Source organism: Streptomyces sp. NBC_01384, assembly GCF_045040035.1.
Taxonomy (GTDB): domain Bacteria; phylum Actinomycetota; class Actinomycetes; order Streptomycetales; family Streptomycetaceae; genus Streptomyces.
The window spans coordinates 2,021,580-2,039,670 of the sequence record NZ_CP109559.1 but is presented as its reverse complement, the minus strand read 5'-3'; the positions used below and the strand labels follow the sequence as shown (position 1 = coordinate 2,039,670).

Genomic DNA, 18,091 nt, shown 5'->3' with positions numbered 1-18,091 from the left:
CCACACCTCCCGCGTGGGCGTGCGCGCGGTGCGCCTCCGGGCGCGCCGCACCACAAACCGCGCGGCCTGGGCGCGCGTCGGCGCGACGCGTCCCCCCGTGCCGCGCGGCGACCCGCGGGGGTCGTCCTGTGTTCATGCCGCCGCCCCCTCGCGTCCCTGACCGCTCTCGTTCTCGTTCTCGCTCTGGTTGTCGGTCTCGATCTCGGCCACGGTGAACGTGGCGCCACCCCTGCGGGCCCGGACGCTGCCGAGTACGTACCCGCCGGCCGCCGTGAGAACCCCGGCCACGATGGCGCCCGCGCGGCCCGCGCCGCCCGGGCGGGCGAGCAGCGCGTCGCGCAGACCGCGGGCCACCCCCGCGGGCAGCACGCGGGTCGTGTACTGGCGCTCCGACTCGAGGCCCTTGTCGGCGCCGACACTTCGGGCCACCAGGGCCTTGGAGAGGCCCTCGGCGTAGGCGCGGGTGCGGAAGTACGCGAAGTGCTCGCGCGGCTCCGGGACCCGGTGGTGGATGACCGCGCGGTCGTCGATCAGCAGGATGGCGTCCGGGCGGGCGCGGGTGAGGCGGATGCACAGCTCCGTCTCCTCGCAGCCCAGCGGACGCTTGTCGCCGTCGCGGCCGATGCCGGTCGCGAAGCCGCCGGCCGCGTCGAACGCCGTACGACGGAAGGAAGCGTTCCCGCCGAGGACGTTGCGGACCTGGACCCGGCCCGGCGGCAGCCCCTTGTACGTGCAGCCCACCACCCAGTCGAACTCCTCGGGGAACCAGGCGGGCCGGCGCCCCGACGCCCAGATCGGCATCGTACGGCCGCCGACGGCCATCACCCGCGGGTCCGCGTACCCCGCGGCGAAGTGCCGCAGCCAGTCCCGCTCGGCCACGGCGTCGTCGTCGAGGAACGCGATGATCTCTCCGTGCGCGGCGGCGATCCCGGTGTTGCGGCCCGCGGACAGGCCGCGCGGGCCCGCGTTGGCGAGCACCCGCACCGCGTCGGTCTCCTTGTACTCCCCGCGCAACCGTTCCAGCAGCGTGGCGTTGTGGTCCACGACGAGGAGCGTCTCCAGGGCGGGCAGTGACTGCGCCCGCACCGAGGAGACCGCCGCGAGGATGTCCTCCCAGCGGTCCTCGGTGTAGACGCAGATCACCACCGAGATGTCGGAACTGCTCAAGACACCTCTCCCTGGCCCGAGTTGAGCTGTGCGGCGTGCGGCCTGCGGCGCAGCGCGCGCCGGTTGGAGCGCTCGCCCAGGATCACCTTGAGCACCCGCAGCCCGTCCCGTACGGCCCGCAGATTGCTCGTGCCGTGGATGCGGAGGTACTCGTGGCTGGGAATCTCCTGCACCTTGAGCCCGGCCTTGACCACCCGGATGTTCATCAGGGTCTCGACCTCGAAGCCGGTGCAGTCGAGGTCGATCTGGTCCAGGCAGTGGCTCCAGAACGCGTTGTAGCCGTAGCAGAGGTCGGTGTAGCGGGCGCCGAACTTGGCGTTGACGACCGCGCACAGCACTCGGTTGCCGAGCTTGCGGATCGGCGTCATGTCGGAGGTGCCGCCGCCGTTGGCGAAGCGCGAGCCCTTGGCGAAGTCCGCCCCGGACACCAGCGCGGACACGTACGACACGATCTCCTGGCCGTCGGCCGAGCCGTCCGCGTCGACCATCACGATGATGTCGCCGGTGCACGCCTCGAATCCGGTGATCAGGGCGTCGCCCTTGCCCTTCCCGTGCTGCTCGACGACCTTGACGTCGGGCCACAGCTCCCGGGCCACCTCGACGGTGTTGTCGGTGGAATTGCCGTCGACAAGAACCACTTCGTGTATCCAGTCCGGAAGGGTCTTGAAGACGTACGGGAGATTCTCCGCCTCATTCATGGCGGGAATCACAACGCTCACCGGTGGCGCTATGGCCAGGTGAGAGGAGATCGGCCGGTATTTGCCGGCCATTAACGGATCATCGCCCGATACGGCTGGGCGCAGGACTGAACTCATGAGTCTGGTCCCTCTCGTCCGGTGGACCGCCCGCCCCTGGGCGGTCCGGCTCTTTGTCCGGTTCGAAAGGGGGGTTCTCACTTACGGCATGACGAAATGGATCTCCGTGCATGCCGGGTGAGCTGGCAAAGCTGGCCGATTCCGAAGACGGAACCCGAAGGTGGAATTCCGGATGCGGAAACCGGTCGCGCGGCACGACTCGGCACAAGTGTGGTCACCGAGCACGGCACCCCCCTACCGCGCCCCGCGCCGGGCCGTCACCGCGATCTTGAGCCCTCCCCTAGATCGCCTATGCATGATGGTCCGATGCGGGTGAGATGTATGACGGTATTGACGATTGCGTCCCTATGGCAAGACCTGGAACGAGGCCTCACGTTTTTGTTGGTTTGACCGTTACCTGTCGTCTCGAACGGATTTTCCCCATCCGCTTGAGAATCCTGTCGGCGGGCTCGAACAGCTCGGGCCGCGACAGCACCATGTTGCGCAGCACCCGGACCGGGGCGCGCCGCGCCCGGTGTCCGACTGCGACCGGGTGACGACGGGTCACCCACCCTTCGGACACGGCGAGTTCCCGTGTCTTCAGGGAGTCCTTGTATTCCTTCCGGCCCCGCCCGAGATCCAAATAGGCGATTCCGTCGGCGGCGGCCGCCTCGGCCATCCGCAAATGCAGGATCAGCCCGGGCGAGTACTTCGCGAACGCCGGATCGTAAGCCGGGAACCAGCACGCCAGGACCCGCTCGGTGCGCAGCCCGAAGTGCGCGGCGACCGGCTTGCCGTCCGCGTACAGCACCGAGAGGACGCCCGCGAACGGCTCGGAACGGGTGTGGTAGAGCTGCTGCACCAGGTGGTTGATCCAGGCGTGTGCGAAGCGGTCGCTGCGCCCGGTCCTGCGGTACTGCGCGGACTTCCACTCCATCAGGGTGCGCAGGGCCGCCGGATCGCGCTCGTCGTGGACGTAGCGCACCCCGCCGGCGTCCCGCCCGAGCTTGCGCTCCTTGGCGAGGGTGGTCCGGGTGAACTTCGGCGACTGGGCGCGCAGCCGGCGCAGATAGGTTTCGTAGCCCTGGTCGAGGTCCATGACCGGGGACGGGAAGGTGCCGGAGGCTCCCGCCTCGAACGGCGCCTGGCCTTCCACCAGGTGGTCGAACTCCCACATGGCGAGCCCGCAGGCCCGCAGCAGGTCCTGGGCGTCCCAGTGGAAGCCGGGGCCGTGCACCAGCCCCTGGCAGTCGGAGACACCGAGGCCGACGGCCCGGCCGACGCCGGTGGTCGATCTCTGGAACGGGAAGAACGCCGCGGGTTCGCCGTCCTCCCGTACGACCGCGATCCGTACGCCGCGTCTGCACCGGCCCACCGCGAGCGTGAACTCGGGGGACAGGAACGGGTTCGCCAGCTCGGGCGAGCCGTTCAAGTGGGCCTTCGACTGCAAAGTCGTCCAGGCCGCCCGGTCGGCGGCGCTCAGTTCGCCGGGGCGGTACACGCCGATGTCCACGTCAGGAGGCCCGTCTTCTCGCCGCACGGCCGCGCAGCCGCCGTACCAGCACCAGCAGGAGAACGACGGAGCTGATCGCGGTCACGGCCACGATCCCGCCACGGACCGACCACCGGTGCACCGCCAGCATGCCCTGGGCGACGAGGAGGTCGACGGCGATCGCTCCCGCGACGGACACCACCGTGCGGGCGAAGGGATCCAGCCCGCGCAGTGCGGCACCGATGGCGGCTCCGGGCGCGGCGAGCAGGAAGAACAGCGTGAACGGGCCGCGCAGGGACGTGTCCGCGTCGGCGAGCGCGAGCACCGCGCCGACCCCCGCGACGGCCACCGCGACGCCTGCGAGCAGGGGGACCAGGTCCCTCCCCGGATCCTCTCCTGACCGCTCGTCACTGTCTGATGAAGGCGGCTTGATACCTATGGTCTGCATTGGCGACTTTGCCCCCCGAAGCGCCGGATGCCGGGCTTCAATGTCGCGCAACGGGCTGGGGGTCGTCAAGTGCGGTAGGCGCTCACTCGGGCTTCTTGGCCGACTTCAAACATGTGGCGCCATTGTTCACCGCGTGTTTCCCGTAGGCGCCGTTGCTGCCGCTGTTGTCATGAACAGGCGATGAAATATGCGGTGAACGCGTTCGGGCGATGCGGGGGATGCCGGCGGGAGCCGAAGAGTTTTGGCATGGACACTTCCTGTCAACACGCGTAGCTGGTACCACAGTTGTGGCAGAGATCCTGCTAAAGGGAGGTTCCATGAGACGTTCCCGAATTACGGCATACGTGACCTCACTCCTCCTCGCCGTCGGCGTCGCCCTCACCGGCGCCGCGACGGCGCAGGCGTCCGGGACCGCCGCGGCCACCGGGTATGTGGCCCTCGGCGACTCCTATGCGTCCGGTGTCGGCGCGGGCAGCTATATCAGCTCCAGCGGCGACTGCTTGCGCAGCACCAAGGCGTACCCCTACCTCTGGGCCGCCGCCCATTCACCGTCGTCGTTCAGTTTCACGGCCTGCTCGGGCGCTCGTACGGGTGATGTCCTGGCGAACCAGCTGGGCCCGCTCAGCTCCTCCACCGGCCTCGTCTCGATCAGCATCGGCGGCAACGACGCGGGCTTCGCCGACGTCATGACGACGTGTGTGCTCCAGTCCGACAGCGGCTGCCTGTCCCGCATCGACACCGCCAAGGCCTACGTCGACTCCACGCTCCCCGGCCAACTCGACTCCGTCTACTCCGCGATCAGCTCGAAGGCACCCACCGCCCACGTGGTCGTCCTCGGCTACCCCAGGTTCTACCAACTGGGCGCGACCTGCCTCGGCCTCTCCGACACCAAGCGCGCCGCGATCAACGGCGCCGCCGACTACCTGGACAGCGCCATCGCCAAGCGCGCCGCCGACCACGGCTTCACCTTCGGCGACGTCAGGACCACCTTCACCGGCCACGAGCTCTGCTCCGGAGACGCCTGGCTGCACAGCCTCAACCTGCTGAACATCACCGAGTCGTACCACCCGACCGCGGCCGGCCACTCCGGCGGCTATCTCCCGGTCTTCACCTCGGTCGCCTGACCGCCCTCACGGTGACGTGGAAGCGGAGGCCCCGTCCGACGGGGTCTCCGTCACGCACGACACCGAGAACGGCAGCGAGTTGGACGTCGTCCGCACGGGGCCCCGGACCTCCACGCTGATCTCGTTCTGAAAGGTCCCGCTCGCGTTGTACGTCGTCAAGAAGATCGACTTCTGTTTGGTCCTGCCGCCGTCCGACGGGAACGACAGGGTCTTCCAGCCCGGGTCGGACACCTCGCCCGTCTTCAACACCCAGCGGTACTCGACGTCCGCCGGCACGCGGCCCACCGTGAAGGTCGCCGTGAAGGTCGGCGCCTGGGCCTGGGGCGGCGGGCAGGAACCGGAGTAGTCGGTGTGCGCACCCGCGACCGTCACCTGCACGGACTGGGCCGGCGGCTTACTCGTACGGGCGCTGCTGGACGCAGTGGTCGAGGGGCTGCTGCCACCGGGTGCGCCGGTGTTGCTCCCGCTGTCGCTGCTCGTGGCCGGTGAACTCGCGCCCCCGGAACCGCTCTTGGGGCCGCTCCCGCTACTGCTGGTGTCGCTGCTCCCGCCGCTCCCGTTGTCACGGTTCACCAGGGCGTACGTCAGTCCGCCCAGCGCGAGGGCGAGTGCGATCACGCCGACGATCACGGCGGCGGCCGCGCGACGGTTGCGGACGGGCTCCGTGGAGGCGGGGGTGTCCGTGGGCGGCGGGTACGGTGTGTAACCCGGCTGCGGTCCCCGCGCGTACGTCCGGGACGGCGGTCCTGGGGGGCCGAATCCCGGCGGCTCCTGGGCGGGCTGGGAGAACGAGGAGATCGTCGGCGACTGGGCGGTCGGGGACGGCGGGCCCGCGGTGGGGGAGCCGCCCGCGGCGATGAGCCGCAGATCGCTCTCCGCCTGCGCGGCGCTCAGCCGCTCGGCCGGTTCCTTCCTCAACAGCCCCTCGATCACGGGCGCGAGGGGACCCGCGCGGCGCGGCGGCGGCAGCGGCTCGTCCACGATGGCCCGCAGCGTGCTCAGCGGGGTGTTCTGACGGAAGGGCGAGTTGCCCTCGACCGTCGCGTACAGCAGCACGCCGAGCGACCACAGGTCGGACTCGGGCCCCGGCGTACGGCCGAGCGCCCGCTCCGGGGCGAGGAATTCGGGCGAGCCGATGACCTCGCCCGTCATGGTCAGCGCCGAACTGCCCTCGACCGTCGCGATACCGAAGTCCGTGAGGACGACCCGGCCGTCGTTCGACATCAGCACGTTGGCCGGTTTCACATCCCGGTGCAGGACCCCGGCCTCGTGCGCGGCGCGCAGCGCGGAGAGCACCTCGGCGCCGATGTGCGCGGCACGCTGCGCCGACAGCGGGCCCTCGGAGTCCAGGAGGTCGGACAGGGCGATCCCGCGCACGAGCTCCATGACGATCCAGGGGCGGCCGTCCTGCGTCGCCACGTCGTACACCGTCACCACGTTGCGGTTCGCGACCCGGGCCGCGGCCCAGGCCTCGCGCTCCAGGCGGGCGTACATCCGCTCGACGTCCTGCACCGGGATACCGGCGGGCGCGCGGACCTCCTTGACGGCGACCTCGCGGTGCAACACCTCGTCCAGAGCGCGCCACACGGTTCCCATGCCGCCCTCACCCAACGGGGAGAGGAGGCGGTAGCGACCCGCGATCAGACGTTCATTGCCCGGATCTTCGGACACGGGTGTCCCCCCATTCGTATCCGCTGCGCATCCGCGTGATTTCTCCACAAAAGTAGCTCAGCCGAGTGCGGATGCCGCCCCCTTGAACACCAATCCAGCCCCAAGGGCGACGACGATCAACGCCGAGCCCAGGGGGGCGGTCCTGCGGATCAGGGCCGCGGTCGGTCCCCCGGCCCACCGGGGGCGCTTCGACAGCGCCCGGTTCATCCCGTCGTTCAGCTTGACGACGGCGAACCCGGCCGCGGTGAGCGTCAGGGCGAGACCAACGCCGTACGCGAGGACGAGGAGAAGGCCGAACCACGCCTGTCCCAGCGCAGCGGCGCCCACCAGGACGACCACGGCGGAGGGACTGGGCACGAGTCCGCCGGCGAAGCCGAGCAGGATCGTGCCGCGGAGGGTGGGGGCGACCTCGTGGGTGTGGGTGAAACCGCCGTGGGTGTGTTCGAGGGTGGGGGAGACGGCGGGGGTGTGCGCGTGGGGGTGGGGGTGCGCGTGGTCGTGATCGTGGTGTGGCCCGTGTTCGTGTGCGTGCCCGTGGGCGGGGGGCCGGCTGTCCGTTGCCGTTGCCACGGAGGCGTGGGCGTGTGCGAGGACCAGGGGGCGTTCATGCTCTTCTGCGTGCTCGTGGGGGTGGTCCGCGTGGTCGTGAGTGTGGCTGTGGGGGTGCGGGTGGTCATGACCGTGCGGGTGGTCGTGGTCGTGGTCGTGGCCGTGGTCGTGGCCGTGCGTGTGTCCGTGCCCCTGTGCCCGGTTGCCCCAGGCCCGCCGTACGAGCGTGGCGCCCGCGAAGATGACCAGGACGCCGCTCGCGATGCCGAGCCAGGCGATCACCGAGGGCGCCGCGGCCGACCCGGCCGTCACCAGGAGGCCGAGAGCGACCACGCCCAGGGTGTGGGTGACCGTGACGGAGGCGGCCAGCGGCAGGACGTCGCGCAGGCCCGCCTTGCCGCCGCGGGCCGCTGCCGTCGCCGCCATCAGGGTCTTGCCGTGGCCGGGCGCGAGCGCGTGCATCGCGCCCAGGACCACGGAGATGAGCAGGGCCAGCGCGGCGAAGCCGAAGGTGAGGTGATGGCGGGCCACCAGGTTGTTCAGCGCCTGGGTCCAGCGGTCGGCGCCGCGGGGCAGTATGGAGGCGGCGGGCGCGTTCGTCCGCTCCTCGACGAGAGCGGGGCCGCCGGGGCGTATCCGCAGGGCGGCGGTCGAGGTGTCGGCGGGGGAGGAGAGCAGCGCCTTGGGGTAACTGGTCAGCTCCTGCGACACCGACTTCTTCGGTACGTCCGACGTGGTGAGCGTCATCCGGTCGCCGCGCGCGGTGATCTCGCGCCAGCCGGGTCCCCGGTCGGCCCCGGCGCTGTGGAAGCCCAGGGAGACCGTGCCCTTCTTGGGGAGTGGGGCGGTCAACCGGCACTCCACGCGCAGGGTGTTGAGCCCGGCCTGCCCCGGCCGCAACTGCGCGTGGCTCGTGCCGACGGAGAGCGGGACCGCACGCCCGTCCACGGTGACCTTGCTGCCGGTCGCGGCCGTTTCGCAGCGCTGCCGGGCCCAGTCCGTCATCCCGAGCTTCTTGATGTCGGGCTTCGCCTGGGTGGCCGGGATCTCCGCGAGGTCCTCGACATGGTCGACGCGCAGCTGCCCGGGGGCGGCGACGAGTCCGTCGTACCGGTTGACGGTGAAGTTGCCGAGCGGATGCGCGCTCGCGGCCCCGGTGGGGACCAGGACGAGGGCGCAGGCGGCGGTGAGGACGGCCGCGCAGGAGGCGAAGAGACGACGCGACGTCACGCGTGGACGAGAACGAGAGGACTTCACTTGGTCGCCCCCAGTGCCTTACGGGCCTCACGGGCACCCAGGGGCGAGAAGCCCGCGTTCAGGTCGAGGGCCGACTTCAGCGAGGCGCGGGCCTCCTTCTCGTGGCCGGTGGCGCGCTCGATCATGCCGCGGTGGTAGAGGAAGGACGCGTTGCGGTAGCCGGTGGCCGTGGCCTGACGGGCGTACGGCAGGGCTTCCTTGTCGTGACCGTTGACGTGCAGGGCCCAGGCGAGCGCGTCCGCCGTGTGCACGGTGTGGCGGCGGGCCCACTCGGCGCGGGCCGCCGTCAGCGCGTCCTTGGGGTCGCCGTGGTCGGCGGCGGCGAGGGCGGTGTCGAGGTCGGCGTTGACGCCGTAGGAGTGGGCGAGCTTGATCCAGGCGCTCACCAGGGAGTACTGGTCGCGGGCCTTCTGGGCGTCGCCCGCCTGGCCGCGCGCCTCGTACAACTCGCCGAGTTCCACCAGCGGCTGGGGCAGCGGATAGCGCTCCACGACCTGCTCCATGCCCTTGATCGCCGCCGCGCGGTCGCCCTGCGCGGCCTGGGCGCGGGCGCGGCCTTCGAGCGCGGGGAGGTAGCTGTCGTCGGCGGCGAGCGCCCGCGCGTAGTACTTCAGGGCGGAGGCGTACTCGCCCTGGTTCCAGGCGAGTTGGCCGAGCGCCGTCGCCACGTACGAGACGTCGCCCCGGCTCGTCGCGGTGTCGAGCGCCTGCTCGAGGACGCGGCGGGCGGTCTTCACATCGCCGCGCAGCTCGTGGACGTAGGCGTATCGGGTGAAGACGGGGACGCCGGGGCGGCGCGAGTCGGCCAGGTCGGCGGCCTTCGAGGCGTCGGCGTAGCGGCCGAGTTCGACGAGCGCGTCGATACGGGAGGAGAGGGCGCGCTCGCTGTACGGGTTCTCCTTCAGCACCTTGTCCGCGTAGGTCAGGGCGCCGGTGAAGTCGTGCCGCGCCGCGGCGAGGGCGGCGCGGCCCGCGAGCGCCGACTCGTTGTCGGGACGCAGCTTCAGGGAGCGGTCCAGTGCCTGCTGTGCCTGCGGGTAGCGGGAGGGGTCGCCCTTGGTGCGGGCCTGCTCGACGTAGGCGAGCCCGAGGGTGGCCCAGCTGTCGAAGTCCTTGGGCTGGGCGCGGAGATGGGCCTGCAGGGAGGTGATGCTGGCGTCGAGGTCCCCGCTTGCCAGCAACTGGGGCGAGACGGCGCTGGGTGCGGCGGCGACCGCGGTGCCCGAGCCGTCCCGCAGGGCCCCGACGATCATGGCCCCGGCGGTGAGTGCGACGGCCAAGGAAGCGGCGCAGAAGCCGAGTTGGGCCGCTCGCCAACGGCGCGTGGAGGCGGACACCCGCCGGACGGCGGCGACGCGTTCGTCGGCCACGGGCAGGTGTTCGTCGGCTTCGGGGCCGGAAGCGTCGTGCGGAGGCTGCGGGTCGGCTGTGGCTGGTTGCGCCCCCGCGGCGGAGCCGCTTGATGTCACGCCCCGCGCCTCTGAAGGGGCGCGCCGCCCGAGCCCCTGTTCGTCGGCCGCCGTCGCCTCGTCGGGTTCGCCCTCCGGCGCGCTCTCGTTCGTACGCGGGGACATGCCCTCTCCTCAAAGTCCTGGACGGGAACGGTCGTTGTGGGGGTGGGGCGGCGCGGCCCGCACTGTGGGGGGTGGTGGGTGCGGGCCGCGCCAGTCGGTGAGCCGGGCCGGTCAATGGGCCCGGTTCGGGGAGCCGGGTCAGTAGGCCCGGTTGTACATACGGCGGCGCCACCACATCACGCCGGCGCCGATCAGCAGGACCCCGGCCACGCCCGCCGCCGCGGAACCCGCGATCAGCATGGTGTCGGTGCCGCCGGAGCCCGTCTGCAGGGCGTCACCCAGCTGGTTCTTGACGTCGTTGCCGGTGCCCTTCGCCAGCGGTCCGCGCGAACCCGAGGTCGGCTCGGCCACGTACGGGAAGGACTTCTCGAAGCTCTTGTCGTTCGCGTCGACCGAGTCCGTCAGGCCGGTCTTCTGGCCGAGGAGTTCGCCCTCGACGACCCGCAGCGAGGCATCGATCACGTCGTCGGCGAGCCGGCGCCCGTTCGGGAAGCCCGCCTTGTCACCGTCGAGCACACCGAGCCGCTTGGGGTGCATGCTGGGCTTGATCGAGGTGTTGAGCCGCAGTTCCTCCGCCGGACGCACGTTCGGCGGCTGGTTGAGGCCCTTCACGCCCTTCAGGAACACGTCGACCAGGTCGTTGCGCGGCTCGGAGGGCGCCTTGATCTTGTAGATCGACTCGATGAGCTTGGGCAGCTCCGGGTTGGTCACGTTCTTCAGGAACTGCGCGTCGTCCCAGGGCGAGGACGCGTTGAACTTGTCCTTGTCCTTCTGCGGGTTGACGACCTCGTTGACCAGCGGGTTGCCCAGGCGCGAGACCTGCGTCCAGTAGCCGCGGGCGTCCTTGCGCTGGACGGTGGACCAGATGCCGACGACCGGCTGGTGCGACGACTCCTGGATCAGGTAGTTGGGCACCTGCAGGGCCAGCGTGTTGACGTTGTAGCCCTTGAGCGTGTCCCGCCCGACCTCGGAGAGGTTGCCGCCGTACAGCAGGTCGAAGACCCGCAGATCGGCGAAGAACGGGTCGTCCGCCTGACCGGCGAAGGTCGTCGAGTCGCCCGAGAGCTTGTACACGGCCTGGTTGCGCAGCTTCTCGTAGTTCGGCATCGACGCCTTGCCGACGTTCGACGGCGCGACCGGGATGTCGTCCGCGACCTTCGTCTTGGAGACCACCTTCTGGTTGTGCAGCCGCAGCAGATCGATGTCGTACGTCTGCGTGATGTTCAGGGTCGGGTCGTTCAGGCTGTTGACCGGGCCCGTGTTGTAGAGGAACGTGTCGCCGTTCTTGCGGTGCGTCTTGAAGGTGTACCGGTACACCAGCTCGCTCTGCGCGTCACCGTTGTTGTCGATGTGGATGTCGTACTGGGCGTCGTCGGCGAACGTGTAGAAGTTCGGCCCGCCGGCCGGCTCCTCGAAGGGGATGAAGTTCGCGATGACCGTCGTTGTGTCCGGCTTGTCCGGGCTGACGAAGGCGTACAAGTCGGTGTTGTCGTACTGGGGAGTCCCCGAGATCAGCGGGGCCTCCCGGTGGCTGGAGGCGGAGGCCGCCCCGGGGTCCAGCGCGGTCACGCCGGCGGCTACGAGCCCCCCGGTAGCCAGCGCACCGCAGACGAGGGCCGCGAGACTCCTGCGTCCCGAGCCACTCCTGGAGATAGGTGTCATGCCGTCCGTCCTCAGATCCCAATTGCCTGACGCACGCCATTCGGAGCGGTCGCCGGGGTGGATTGGTCGAATCCCAAACGTTCTTACGGCGGGTTTCTCAGCTTGTTTCACCGACGAGCCACTTTCTTTCACGGCGCTCTCACGGGCCTCTCATCACTCCTTGGCCACCGACCCGCGTTTTGGGCGCACTGATCCGTAACCCCATCCGAAGCAGCGCTCGCTACGAACACGTGGGTGAAGGGACAGGCCGCGCGCGGCCGGAGAGGAGGGGCGAGTGGAGGCGGACGAACTTCTGGTGCTCGTGGCCGGAGGCGACCAGAAGGCATTCGAGGACCTGTACGGGCTGGTGTCCGGACCCGTGTTCGGACTGGTACGCCGGGTGGTCCGGGACACGGCCCAGTCGGAGGAGGTGGCCCAGGAGGTACTGCTCGAACTCTGGCGCTCCGCCGCGCGGTTCGACCCCGGCCGGGGCAGCGCGCTGTCCTGGATACTCACCCTCGCGCACCGCCGGGCCGTCGACCGCGTCCGCAGCGCCCGCGCGGCCACCGAGCGCGAGCAGCGCGAGGGGCAGCGCGCGCACCACCCCGCCTTCGACCAGGTCGCCGAGGAGGTGGAGGCCGGGCTGGAACGCGAGTGGGTACGCCGCTGCCTGGACCGGCTCACCGCCCTGCAACGACAGTCCGTCACCCTCGCCTACTACGACGGCTACACCTACCGTGAAGTCGCCGAGCGGCTCTCCCTGCCACTCGGCACCGTCAAGACGCGCATGCGCGACGGTTTGACACGGCTGCGCAACTGCCTGGGAGGTGCGGCGTGAGGGGGCGTTGGGTTGAGCACCGGGATGGTGGGGGCCGTGCGGTGGATCGCCGGGCCGGTGTCCCGCACGTTCGCACCGGCGCGCGGCAAGAGGGTCCCGGCGTGTGTCACCTTGGTCCCGGCGTCCGGCATCTCCCCGCAGGCCCGCGGAATGTCACCACCGGCCTCCGGCAGTCCCGTACCGCCGTCCGGCAGTCCCGTACCAGTGTGCGGCTCCTCCCTCCCGGCGCCCCGCATCCCCGTATCCGCGTCCTGGAATCGCCCAGCCACGCCCCGCAACCTCTGGGAGGCGACGTATGAGCGTCCTCGACCGTCTGCTGCGCCGCGATCTGCACTCGCTCGCCGCCCCCTACGCCCTCGACGCGCTGGAACCCGGCGAACGCCGGCGCTTCGAGCGCCATCTGCGCGGCTGCCCCCAGTGCGCCGCCGAGGTGCGGGCGCTGGGCGAGGACGCGGTGCGCCTCGCCTGGTCCACCGCGGCCCCGGCCCCGGCCGCCCTGCGCGAGCGGGTCCTGACCGCCGTACGCACGACTCCGCAGGAGTCGCTGGACCCGTCGCACCCTTCCCACCCGTCGCAGGCGTTGCCGAACGGCGCACCCCGTGGGCGCGCGGCGCACGGACCCGCGCGCGCCCGAACCCCGCGCTTCCGTCCGCTGCTCGCTCCGCTCTCCACCGCCACCGCCGCGGCGGCGCTCGTGGTGGCGTCCCTCTTCGCCGTCCAGGCGACGCAGACCCAGGACAAGCTGGACCAGGAGCGGGCCCAGGCACGTGAGATCGCCCACGTTCTCGCCGCGCCGGACGCCCGGGCCACCAGTGAACGGGACGCACAGGGCCGCGGAATCGGAGCGGTTGCCTCCGCATCGGAGCGGCGTGCCGTCGTGACACTGAGCGGACTCGGCACTCCGTCCGGGGGGCGCGTGCACCAGCTGTGGCTCATGCGCCCCAACGTCCAACCGCGCTCCCTCGGGCTCTTCGAGGGCGACACGCCCCTGATGGCCACCGGACTGAATACGAACGCCACGTCACTTGCCGTCACCGTCGAGCCGCACGGCGGCTCGGCACAGCCCACCACCACGCCAGTTGCGCAACTCGCCCTGAAATCGGTCGGATTCGGAGAGTAACCGTCAACACCCTTACGAGGAAGGTGAATCCTGCGCCTGCGATACACGAGTGCCACGAGGGAGCGATAGGGTTAGCCTGCCCGGGCCGGGTGGACTCGTACGGGTGGGGAGAGACATGGAACAGATAACAGTGCGCAGCAGGGCACGCGTCCCTGCGATCACCTGTGGGAGCAGTGCGACCAGTTCGCGCCTCGACCGCCATCTGGCGGTGCTGGGTGGCCCTGCCATCCCGCAGCGCGAGACGGTCGAGGCGACCTCGCTGATGCGTGAGCTCACCGCGCGTGACTCCGCGCACGACAGCAGCGGGAGGAGCGCGCGCGTACGGCGGGTCTCGCTCTTCGCCCCTCTGAAGCGGCTGCGTCGTTCGCTGTTCGGCGGCCGCTAGCACGGTCGCGCGGTACTCGAACCCGCGCTCAGGCGACCACACCGCCCCGGCGCAAGCGCTGCGTTCTCGCCGCCCGTCATCCCCACGGCACGCAGCGCCGCCCCGGTGTGCTCCCCGAGCGCGGGTGCACCCCCGTTCGTCTTTTTGTGCGCCTCGTTCCCACCCGGCGGCGCGCTGTGGCTCCTGCTCTCCCCCTCCTCCCGGCCCTCGGCGGTCGTCAACCCCGGATGCCCGAGCCCCCGTTGGGATTCATCGTTCCCCGGTCGCGTATCGGCGTACGGCGAGCGGCACGAACACCGCGAGGATGACGGCGCACCAGGTCAGCGCCCCGGCCACCGGATGCGTCACCGGCCAGGCCCCCTCGCCTGGGACCGGCGCGTTCCCGAAGAGGTCCCGCAGCGCCGTGGTGACCGCGCTGATCGGATTCCATTCGGCCACCGTGCGCAGCCAGCCCGGCAGGTTGTCGGTGGGGATGTACGCGTTGGACAGCAGCGGCAGGATGAACGTCGCGCCGCCCAGTTGCCCGGCCGCCTCCTCGCTCCGTGAGGCGAGCCCCAGCACGATGCCGATCCACGTCGTCGCGAACCGGAACAGCAGCAGGAGCCCGACGCCGGCCACCGCCCGGAGGGCCGATCCCTCGATCCGCCAGCCCACGGCCAGCCCGACCAGCATCAGTGGCACCGTGCCCACGGCGGTGACCACGAGGTCAGCGAGCGCCTGCCCGAGCGGCACGGCGGCCCGGCTCATCGGCAGCGTACGGAAGCGGTCCATCACGCCCCGGTGCGAGTCCTGGGCGGCCTGGAACATGCCGGTCATGATCCCATTGGCGGCGGTCGCCACCAGCAGTCCCGGCAGCAGGCAGGCGCGGTACTCCTGTCCGGGTGTCGCGAGGGCGCTGCCGAAGACATAGCCGAAGAACAGCAGCATCGTGATCGGCATGGTCTGGGTGAGGATCAGCAGCCCGGGATTGTGCCGGATCCGCCGCAGGTGCCGCCCCAGCATCGCGGTCCCGTCGTACGTCAATGTGGTCATGTCACAAGCTCCTTGCGGTCGGTGTGGTCGGTGCCGCCCCCGGTGAGGCGCAGGAAGACGTCGTCGAGCGTCGGTGGCCGCAGGCTCGCGTCGAGCAGGGGCACGCCCGCGGCGTCGAGCTCACGGACGAGCCGGGGCAGGGTCAGTGTCGGATCGGTGGTCATCGCCCCGACCGCGTGCCGCTCCTGGCTGAAGACTGGTTGGGAGCCGGTGAGCCGGTCGAGGACGGCCGCTGCGCCGGGCATCGCGTCGGCGTGGGCGACGACGACTTCCGCGTACGAGCCGATGAGCGCCTTGAGTTCGGCGGGCGATCCGGTGTGCGCGACCCTGCCGTGGTCGACGAGTGCGATGTCGTCCGCGAGTTGGTCGGCCTCCTCCAGGTACTGCGTGGTCAGCACTACGGTCGTGCCCTCACCCTTCAGGGCGCGCACGGCCTCCCAGATCTGGTTGCGGCTGGCCGGGTCGAGCCCGGTGGTGGGCTCGTCCAGGAAGAGCACCTCGGGGCGGCGGATCAGGCTCGCCGCGAGGTCGAGGCGGCGCCGCATACCGCCCGAGTAGGTGGACGCGGGCCGGTCGGCGGCCTCGGCGAGCCCGAAGCGTTCGAGGAGTTCACCGGCGCGCGTGGGAGCGTCCCGCATCCGGTGCAGCCGCGCGAACAGCCGCAGGTTCTCCCGGCCGGTGAGGTCGCCGTCGACGGAGGCGTACTGCCCGGTGACCCCGATGGCGCCCCGCACTGCGGCCGCCTCCCGTACGAGGTCGTGCCCGGCGACCCGCGCGGACCCCGCGTCGGGCCGCAACAGCGTGGTGAGCAGCCGTACCGCTGTGGTCTTGCCCGCGCCGTTCGGCCCGAGCACCCCGCAGACGGTGCCGGCCGCCACGGCCAGGTCCAGCCCGCGCACGGCATGGACGACATCCCCTTTGGACCCGAAGCGTTTCTCCAGACCCTCACTAAGTACAGCGTACGTAGTAGTCATGAGGTGACCATAACGCACTACGTACGGTGTACGTAACTAGGATGGTGGTGAGGTGATCGACCAATGGCAGGGCGCAACGCCGTACCCGAAGTGATCTGGGCCCGTCCGGAGCGCGCGGGCCGTGGTCCGCGGCCCGCGTTCAGCCGCGCGGACATCGCGGCCGCCGCCGTGCGGATCGCGGACGCGGAGGGGCTCGACGCGGTCTCGATGCGGCGCGTGGCCGCCGAACTCGGCTGCGGCACGATGTCGCTCTACAACTACGTGCCGCGCAAGGAGGACCTGTACGAGCTGATGGTGGACGCCGTCAGCGGCGAACACGAGATCCGGGAGCCCTCGGGCGACTGGCGCGCCGACATGCTCCGGGTCGCCCACCAGACCCGCGCCCTCATGCACCGCCACCCGTGGCTGCCGCGCGTGCTGTCCCCGGTCTACGGCTTCAGCCCCAACGCCCTGCGCTACCTGGAGTACTGCCTTGTCTGCCTCGATCCGCTCGACGTGCCGTACGGCACGAAGATGGAGCTGATCGCGATGATCAACGGCGTGGTGATGACGTTCGTCGGCAATGAGCTGGCCACCGCCGAGCGCACCCGCTCCCTGCCCTGGTCCGAGGAGCAGGAGTACGCGATGCGGGTCGCCTACCTCGGCAGTCGGATGGCGACCGGCGCGTATCCGCGCATGGCGGCCGTCTTCACGCAGGACGCGGGGCCGATCGACCTGGAGGCGGCGTTCGAGCGGTCCCTGGGGCGATTGCTGGAGGGGTTCGAACCAAAGGGCTAGATCAATGGGCTGGATCAGTGGGCTAGATCAGCGCGAACTGTCCTTCGGGGCCCTCTTCATGGTGGTCGAGGACGGAGGCGGGCCGCCGCGCCGCGTCCGGCACCGGGAGCACGCCCGCCTTGCGGAGCTCGGTGTGCGTGACGGGCGACGTGATCGTCAGCGTGGTCTGCTGGGGGCGGAGTTCCGCGAGCAGCGCCAGTACCGTGACGAGCTCCAGGAGCTCGGACGTCCAGGCCTGCGGCCAGACGGAGGGCCGGATCGCCTCCAGCGTGCCTGGCTCGGGCGGCTGCGGCTGCCGCTCCAGCCTGGCCGCGAACCATTGCTCCAGGACGCGCACTCCGCCCACCTCGAAGTCCCAGGCCTGAGGCGGCACGGGCGAGATACGGCCCTCGTCGAGATGGAGAGCCTCTTCGACACGGTCGTAGTGCAGGTCGACCGGGCGCGCGGGGAGTGGGGCGCGGACGTACGGGCGGCGGCCCCCCGGGAGCTTGGGGCGCTCTCCGTGGCGGCGCATCAGCCACACCATCCGATGCCCCAACTCGACTCCGCGCGCCCAGAGGCCGCTGTCCTCCGTGAGCGGCACGACATGCCCCTCGGGACCCGGTCGCACGGTCGCCACGCTCCAGGCGAGCACGTCCACGGGCTCGGGAGAGCGGCCGAGACGAGCGCCCAGGTGCTCCAACAGGCCCGGCGCCAGGTTCGGTTCCGCGCCGCCCGGCCGCCGGTACAGCGGCCGGACACGGCCCGGGCGCAGCACGGGCAGCAGAGACGTCACCAGCAGCGGGGGCCCGCCGGTCTCGGGAGCGGCGGGCTGCTCGACGGCGAAGACCTGCCGCTCGTCCGCCACCCGCCACAACTCGGGGCGCGCCGCGTCGATCAGCCGGTGGTCGGGGATCAGCCACTGCTCGTCGAACGGCCCGTGCAGCACCCGTACGGGCTCCGGGCAGGGCCCTGAGGCCCGGACCAGCTTCTCCGTGCCGCTGGACTGCCCGGGCAACTGCCCGACCGCCGAGTGCAGCGTGCGCGAGCGCGTCGGCTCGAACAGCGCCTCCCGGTCGGGCCCCTCGGCCTTCACCAACGCGTCCCAGCGCGCCTTCAGGGACGCGGCGTCGGGCGCCGTCGGCCACCCCCGCCCCAGCCTCGGCGGTGCGACCGACCACGGCATGAGGTCCGCGAGCAGCGGAGCGTCGTCGTGCGTCACGCCCGGCATCGTACGACGTGGGCGGTGCGCGCCGGTCTCGTACGCCA

At 71.1% G+C, this 18,091-nt stretch carries 16 protein-coding genes; 5 read left to right on the top strand and 11 right to left on the bottom strand.

What is annotated here, in order from left to right:
• Positions 1-132: 132 nt before the first annotated feature.
• From OG747_RS09120 to OG747_RS09105, 4 genes are all read right to left on the bottom strand, one after another.
• Complete coding sequence (locus tag OG747_RS09120; RefSeq protein WP_405878775.1) at positions 133-1,167, bottom strand: glycosyltransferase; 1,035 nt, start codon at positions 1,165-1,167, stop codon at positions 133-135.
• The gene (locus tag OG747_RS09115; RefSeq protein ID WP_405878774.1) at positions 1,164-1,982 is read right to left on the bottom strand and encodes a glycosyltransferase family 2 protein; all 819 of its coding nucleotides are present in this window, start codon (positions 1,980-1,982) and stop codon (positions 1,164-1,166) included. Before OG747_RS09115 ends, OG747_RS09120 begins: the two co-directional genes overlap by 4 nt.
• A gap of 370 nt (positions 1,983-2,352) precedes the next feature.
• On the bottom strand, positions 2,353-3,474 hold the full coding sequence (locus OG747_RS09110) for a GNAT family N-acetyltransferase (protein WP_405878773.1): 1,122 nt from the start codon (positions 3,472-3,474) through the stop codon (positions 2,353-2,355).
• A gap of 1 nt (position 3,475) precedes the next feature.
• Complete coding sequence (locus tag OG747_RS09105; RefSeq protein ID WP_405878772.1) at positions 3,476-3,901, bottom strand: hypothetical protein; 426 nt, start codon at positions 3,899-3,901, stop codon at positions 3,476-3,478.
• Between the two features lie 317 nt (positions 3,902-4,218).
• Between OG747_RS09105 and OG747_RS09100 the strand changes: the two genes are divergently transcribed.
• Entirely contained in the window at positions 4,219-5,025 is an 807-nt protein-coding gene (locus OG747_RS09100; protein WP_405878771.1) for an SGNH/GDSL hydrolase family protein, read from the top strand.
• 6 nt (positions 5,026-5,031) lie between these two features.
• Here OG747_RS09100 and OG747_RS09095 read toward each other — a convergent pair whose 3' ends face one another.
• The 4 genes from OG747_RS09095 to OG747_RS09080 all read right to left on the bottom strand — a co-directional run bounded on the left by OG747_RS09095 (position 5,032) and on the right by OG747_RS09080 (position 11,738).
• Positions 5,032-6,696, bottom strand: coding sequence for a serine/threonine-protein kinase (locus OG747_RS09095; protein ID WP_405878770.1), 1,665 nt, complete (start codon positions 6,694-6,696; stop codon positions 5,032-5,034).
• 57 nt (positions 6,697-6,753) lie between these two features.
• The gene (locus OG747_RS09090) at positions 6,754-8,475 is read right to left on the bottom strand and encodes a sulfite exporter TauE/SafE family protein (protein WP_405878769.1); all 1,722 of its coding nucleotides are present in this window, start codon (positions 8,473-8,475) and stop codon (positions 6,754-6,756) included.
• A gap of 23 nt (positions 8,476-8,498) precedes the next feature.
• Positions 8,499-10,076, bottom strand: coding sequence for a tetratricopeptide repeat protein (locus OG747_RS09085; protein ID WP_405878768.1), 1,578 nt, complete (start codon positions 10,074-10,076; stop codon positions 8,499-8,501).
• 138 nt (positions 10,077-10,214) lie between these two features.
• Complete coding sequence (locus tag OG747_RS09080; RefSeq protein WP_405878767.1) at positions 10,215-11,738, bottom strand: DUF4331 domain-containing protein; 1,524 nt, start codon at positions 11,736-11,738, stop codon at positions 10,215-10,217.
• A gap of 274 nt (positions 11,739-12,012) precedes the next feature.
• Here OG747_RS09080 and OG747_RS09075 point away from each other — a divergent pair, with 274 nt between their 5' ends.
• From OG747_RS09075 to OG747_RS09065, 3 genes are all read left to right on the top strand, one after another.
• On the top strand, positions 12,013-12,555 hold the full coding sequence (locus OG747_RS09075; RefSeq protein ID WP_405878766.1) for a sigma-70 family RNA polymerase sigma factor: 543 nt from the start codon (positions 12,013-12,015) through the stop codon (positions 12,553-12,555).
• A 295-nt stretch (positions 12,556-12,850) separates the two neighbouring features.
• Entirely contained in the window at positions 12,851-13,675 is an 825-nt protein-coding gene (locus OG747_RS09070; RefSeq protein WP_405878765.1) for an anti-sigma factor domain-containing protein, read from the top strand.
• A gap of 115 nt (positions 13,676-13,790) precedes the next feature.
• Positions 13,791-14,060, top strand: coding sequence for a hypothetical protein (locus tag OG747_RS09065; protein ID WP_405878764.1), 270 nt, complete (start codon positions 13,791-13,793; stop codon positions 14,058-14,060).
• A 249-nt stretch (positions 14,061-14,309) separates the two neighbouring features.
• Here the strand turns inward: OG747_RS09065 and OG747_RS09060 are convergent, their stop codons facing one another.
• Together OG747_RS09060 and OG747_RS09055 are read right to left on the bottom strand one after the other, a co-directional pair.
• Complete coding sequence (locus tag OG747_RS09060; RefSeq protein ID WP_405878763.1) at positions 14,310-15,092, bottom strand: ABC transporter permease; 783 nt, start codon at positions 15,090-15,092, stop codon at positions 14,310-14,312.
• On the bottom strand, positions 15,089-16,066 hold the full coding sequence (locus tag OG747_RS09055; protein WP_405878762.1) for an ATP-binding cassette domain-containing protein: 978 nt from the start codon (positions 16,064-16,066) through the stop codon (positions 15,089-15,091). The genes OG747_RS09060 and OG747_RS09055 overlap by 4 nt, the downstream gene beginning before the upstream one ends.
• Before the next feature lie 63 nt (positions 16,067-16,129).
• Here OG747_RS09055 and OG747_RS09050 point away from each other — a divergent pair, with 63 nt between their 5' ends.
• Positions 16,130-16,843 (top strand): TetR/AcrR family transcriptional regulator, encoded by a 714-nt coding sequence (locus OG747_RS09050; protein WP_405878761.1) that lies wholly within the window; start codon positions 16,130-16,132, stop codon positions 16,841-16,843.
• Positions 16,844-16,865: 22 nt separating this feature from the next.
• On the opposite strand, the gene OG747_RS09045 is transcribed toward OG747_RS09050, so the two are convergent.
• Positions 16,866-18,053: a type ISP restriction/modification enzyme gene (locus tag OG747_RS09045; RefSeq protein WP_405885486.1), complete on the bottom strand. Its 1,188-nt coding sequence runs from the start codon at positions 18,051-18,053 to the stop codon at positions 16,866-16,868.
• Between the last annotated feature and the right edge of the window lie 38 nt (positions 18,054-18,091).

What these genes read in the sequence shown, in the direction of transcription:
- OG747_RS09115 (WP_405878774.1), bottom strand. Translation starts at nt 1,982, where the DNA reads ATGAGTTCAGTCCTGCGCCCAGCCGTATCGGGCGATGATCCGTTAATG.
- OG747_RS09105 (WP_405878772.1), bottom strand. Translation starts at nt 3,901, where the DNA reads ATGCAGACCATAGGTATCAAGCCGCCTTCATCAGACAGTGACGAGCGG.
- OG747_RS09100 (WP_405878771.1), top strand. Translation starts at nt 4,219, where the DNA reads ATGAGACGTTCCCGAATTACGGCATACGTGACCTCACTCCTCCTCGCC.
- OG747_RS09085 (WP_405878768.1), bottom strand. Translation starts at nt 10,076, where the DNA reads ATGTCCCCGCGTACGAACGAGAGCGCGCCGGAGGGCGAACCCGACGAG.
- OG747_RS09080 (WP_405878767.1), bottom strand. Translation starts at nt 11,738, where the DNA reads ATGACACCTATCTCCAGGAGTGGCTCGGGACGCAGGAGTCTCGCGGCC.
- OG747_RS09070 (WP_405878765.1), top strand. Translation starts at nt 12,851, where the DNA reads ATGAGCGTCCTCGACCGTCTGCTGCGCCGCGATCTGCACTCGCTCGCC.
- OG747_RS09065 (WP_405878764.1), top strand. Translation starts at nt 13,791, where the DNA reads ATGGAACAGATAACAGTGCGCAGCAGGGCACGCGTCCCTGCGATCACC.
- OG747_RS09060 (WP_405878763.1), bottom strand. Translation starts at nt 15,092, where the DNA reads ATGACCACATTGACGTACGACGGGACCGCGATGCTGGGGCGGCACCTG.
- OG747_RS09055 (WP_405878762.1), bottom strand. Translation starts at nt 16,066, where the DNA reads ATGACTACTACGTACGCTGTACTTAGTGAGGGTCTGGAGAAACGCTTC.
- OG747_RS09050 (WP_405878761.1), top strand. Translation starts at nt 16,130, where the DNA reads ATGGCAGGGCGCAACGCCGTACCCGAAGTGATCTGGGCCCGTCCGGAG.
- OG747_RS09045 (WP_405885486.1), bottom strand. Translation starts at nt 18,053, where the DNA reads ATGCCGGGCGTGACGCACGACGACGCTCCGCTGCTCGCGGACCTCATG.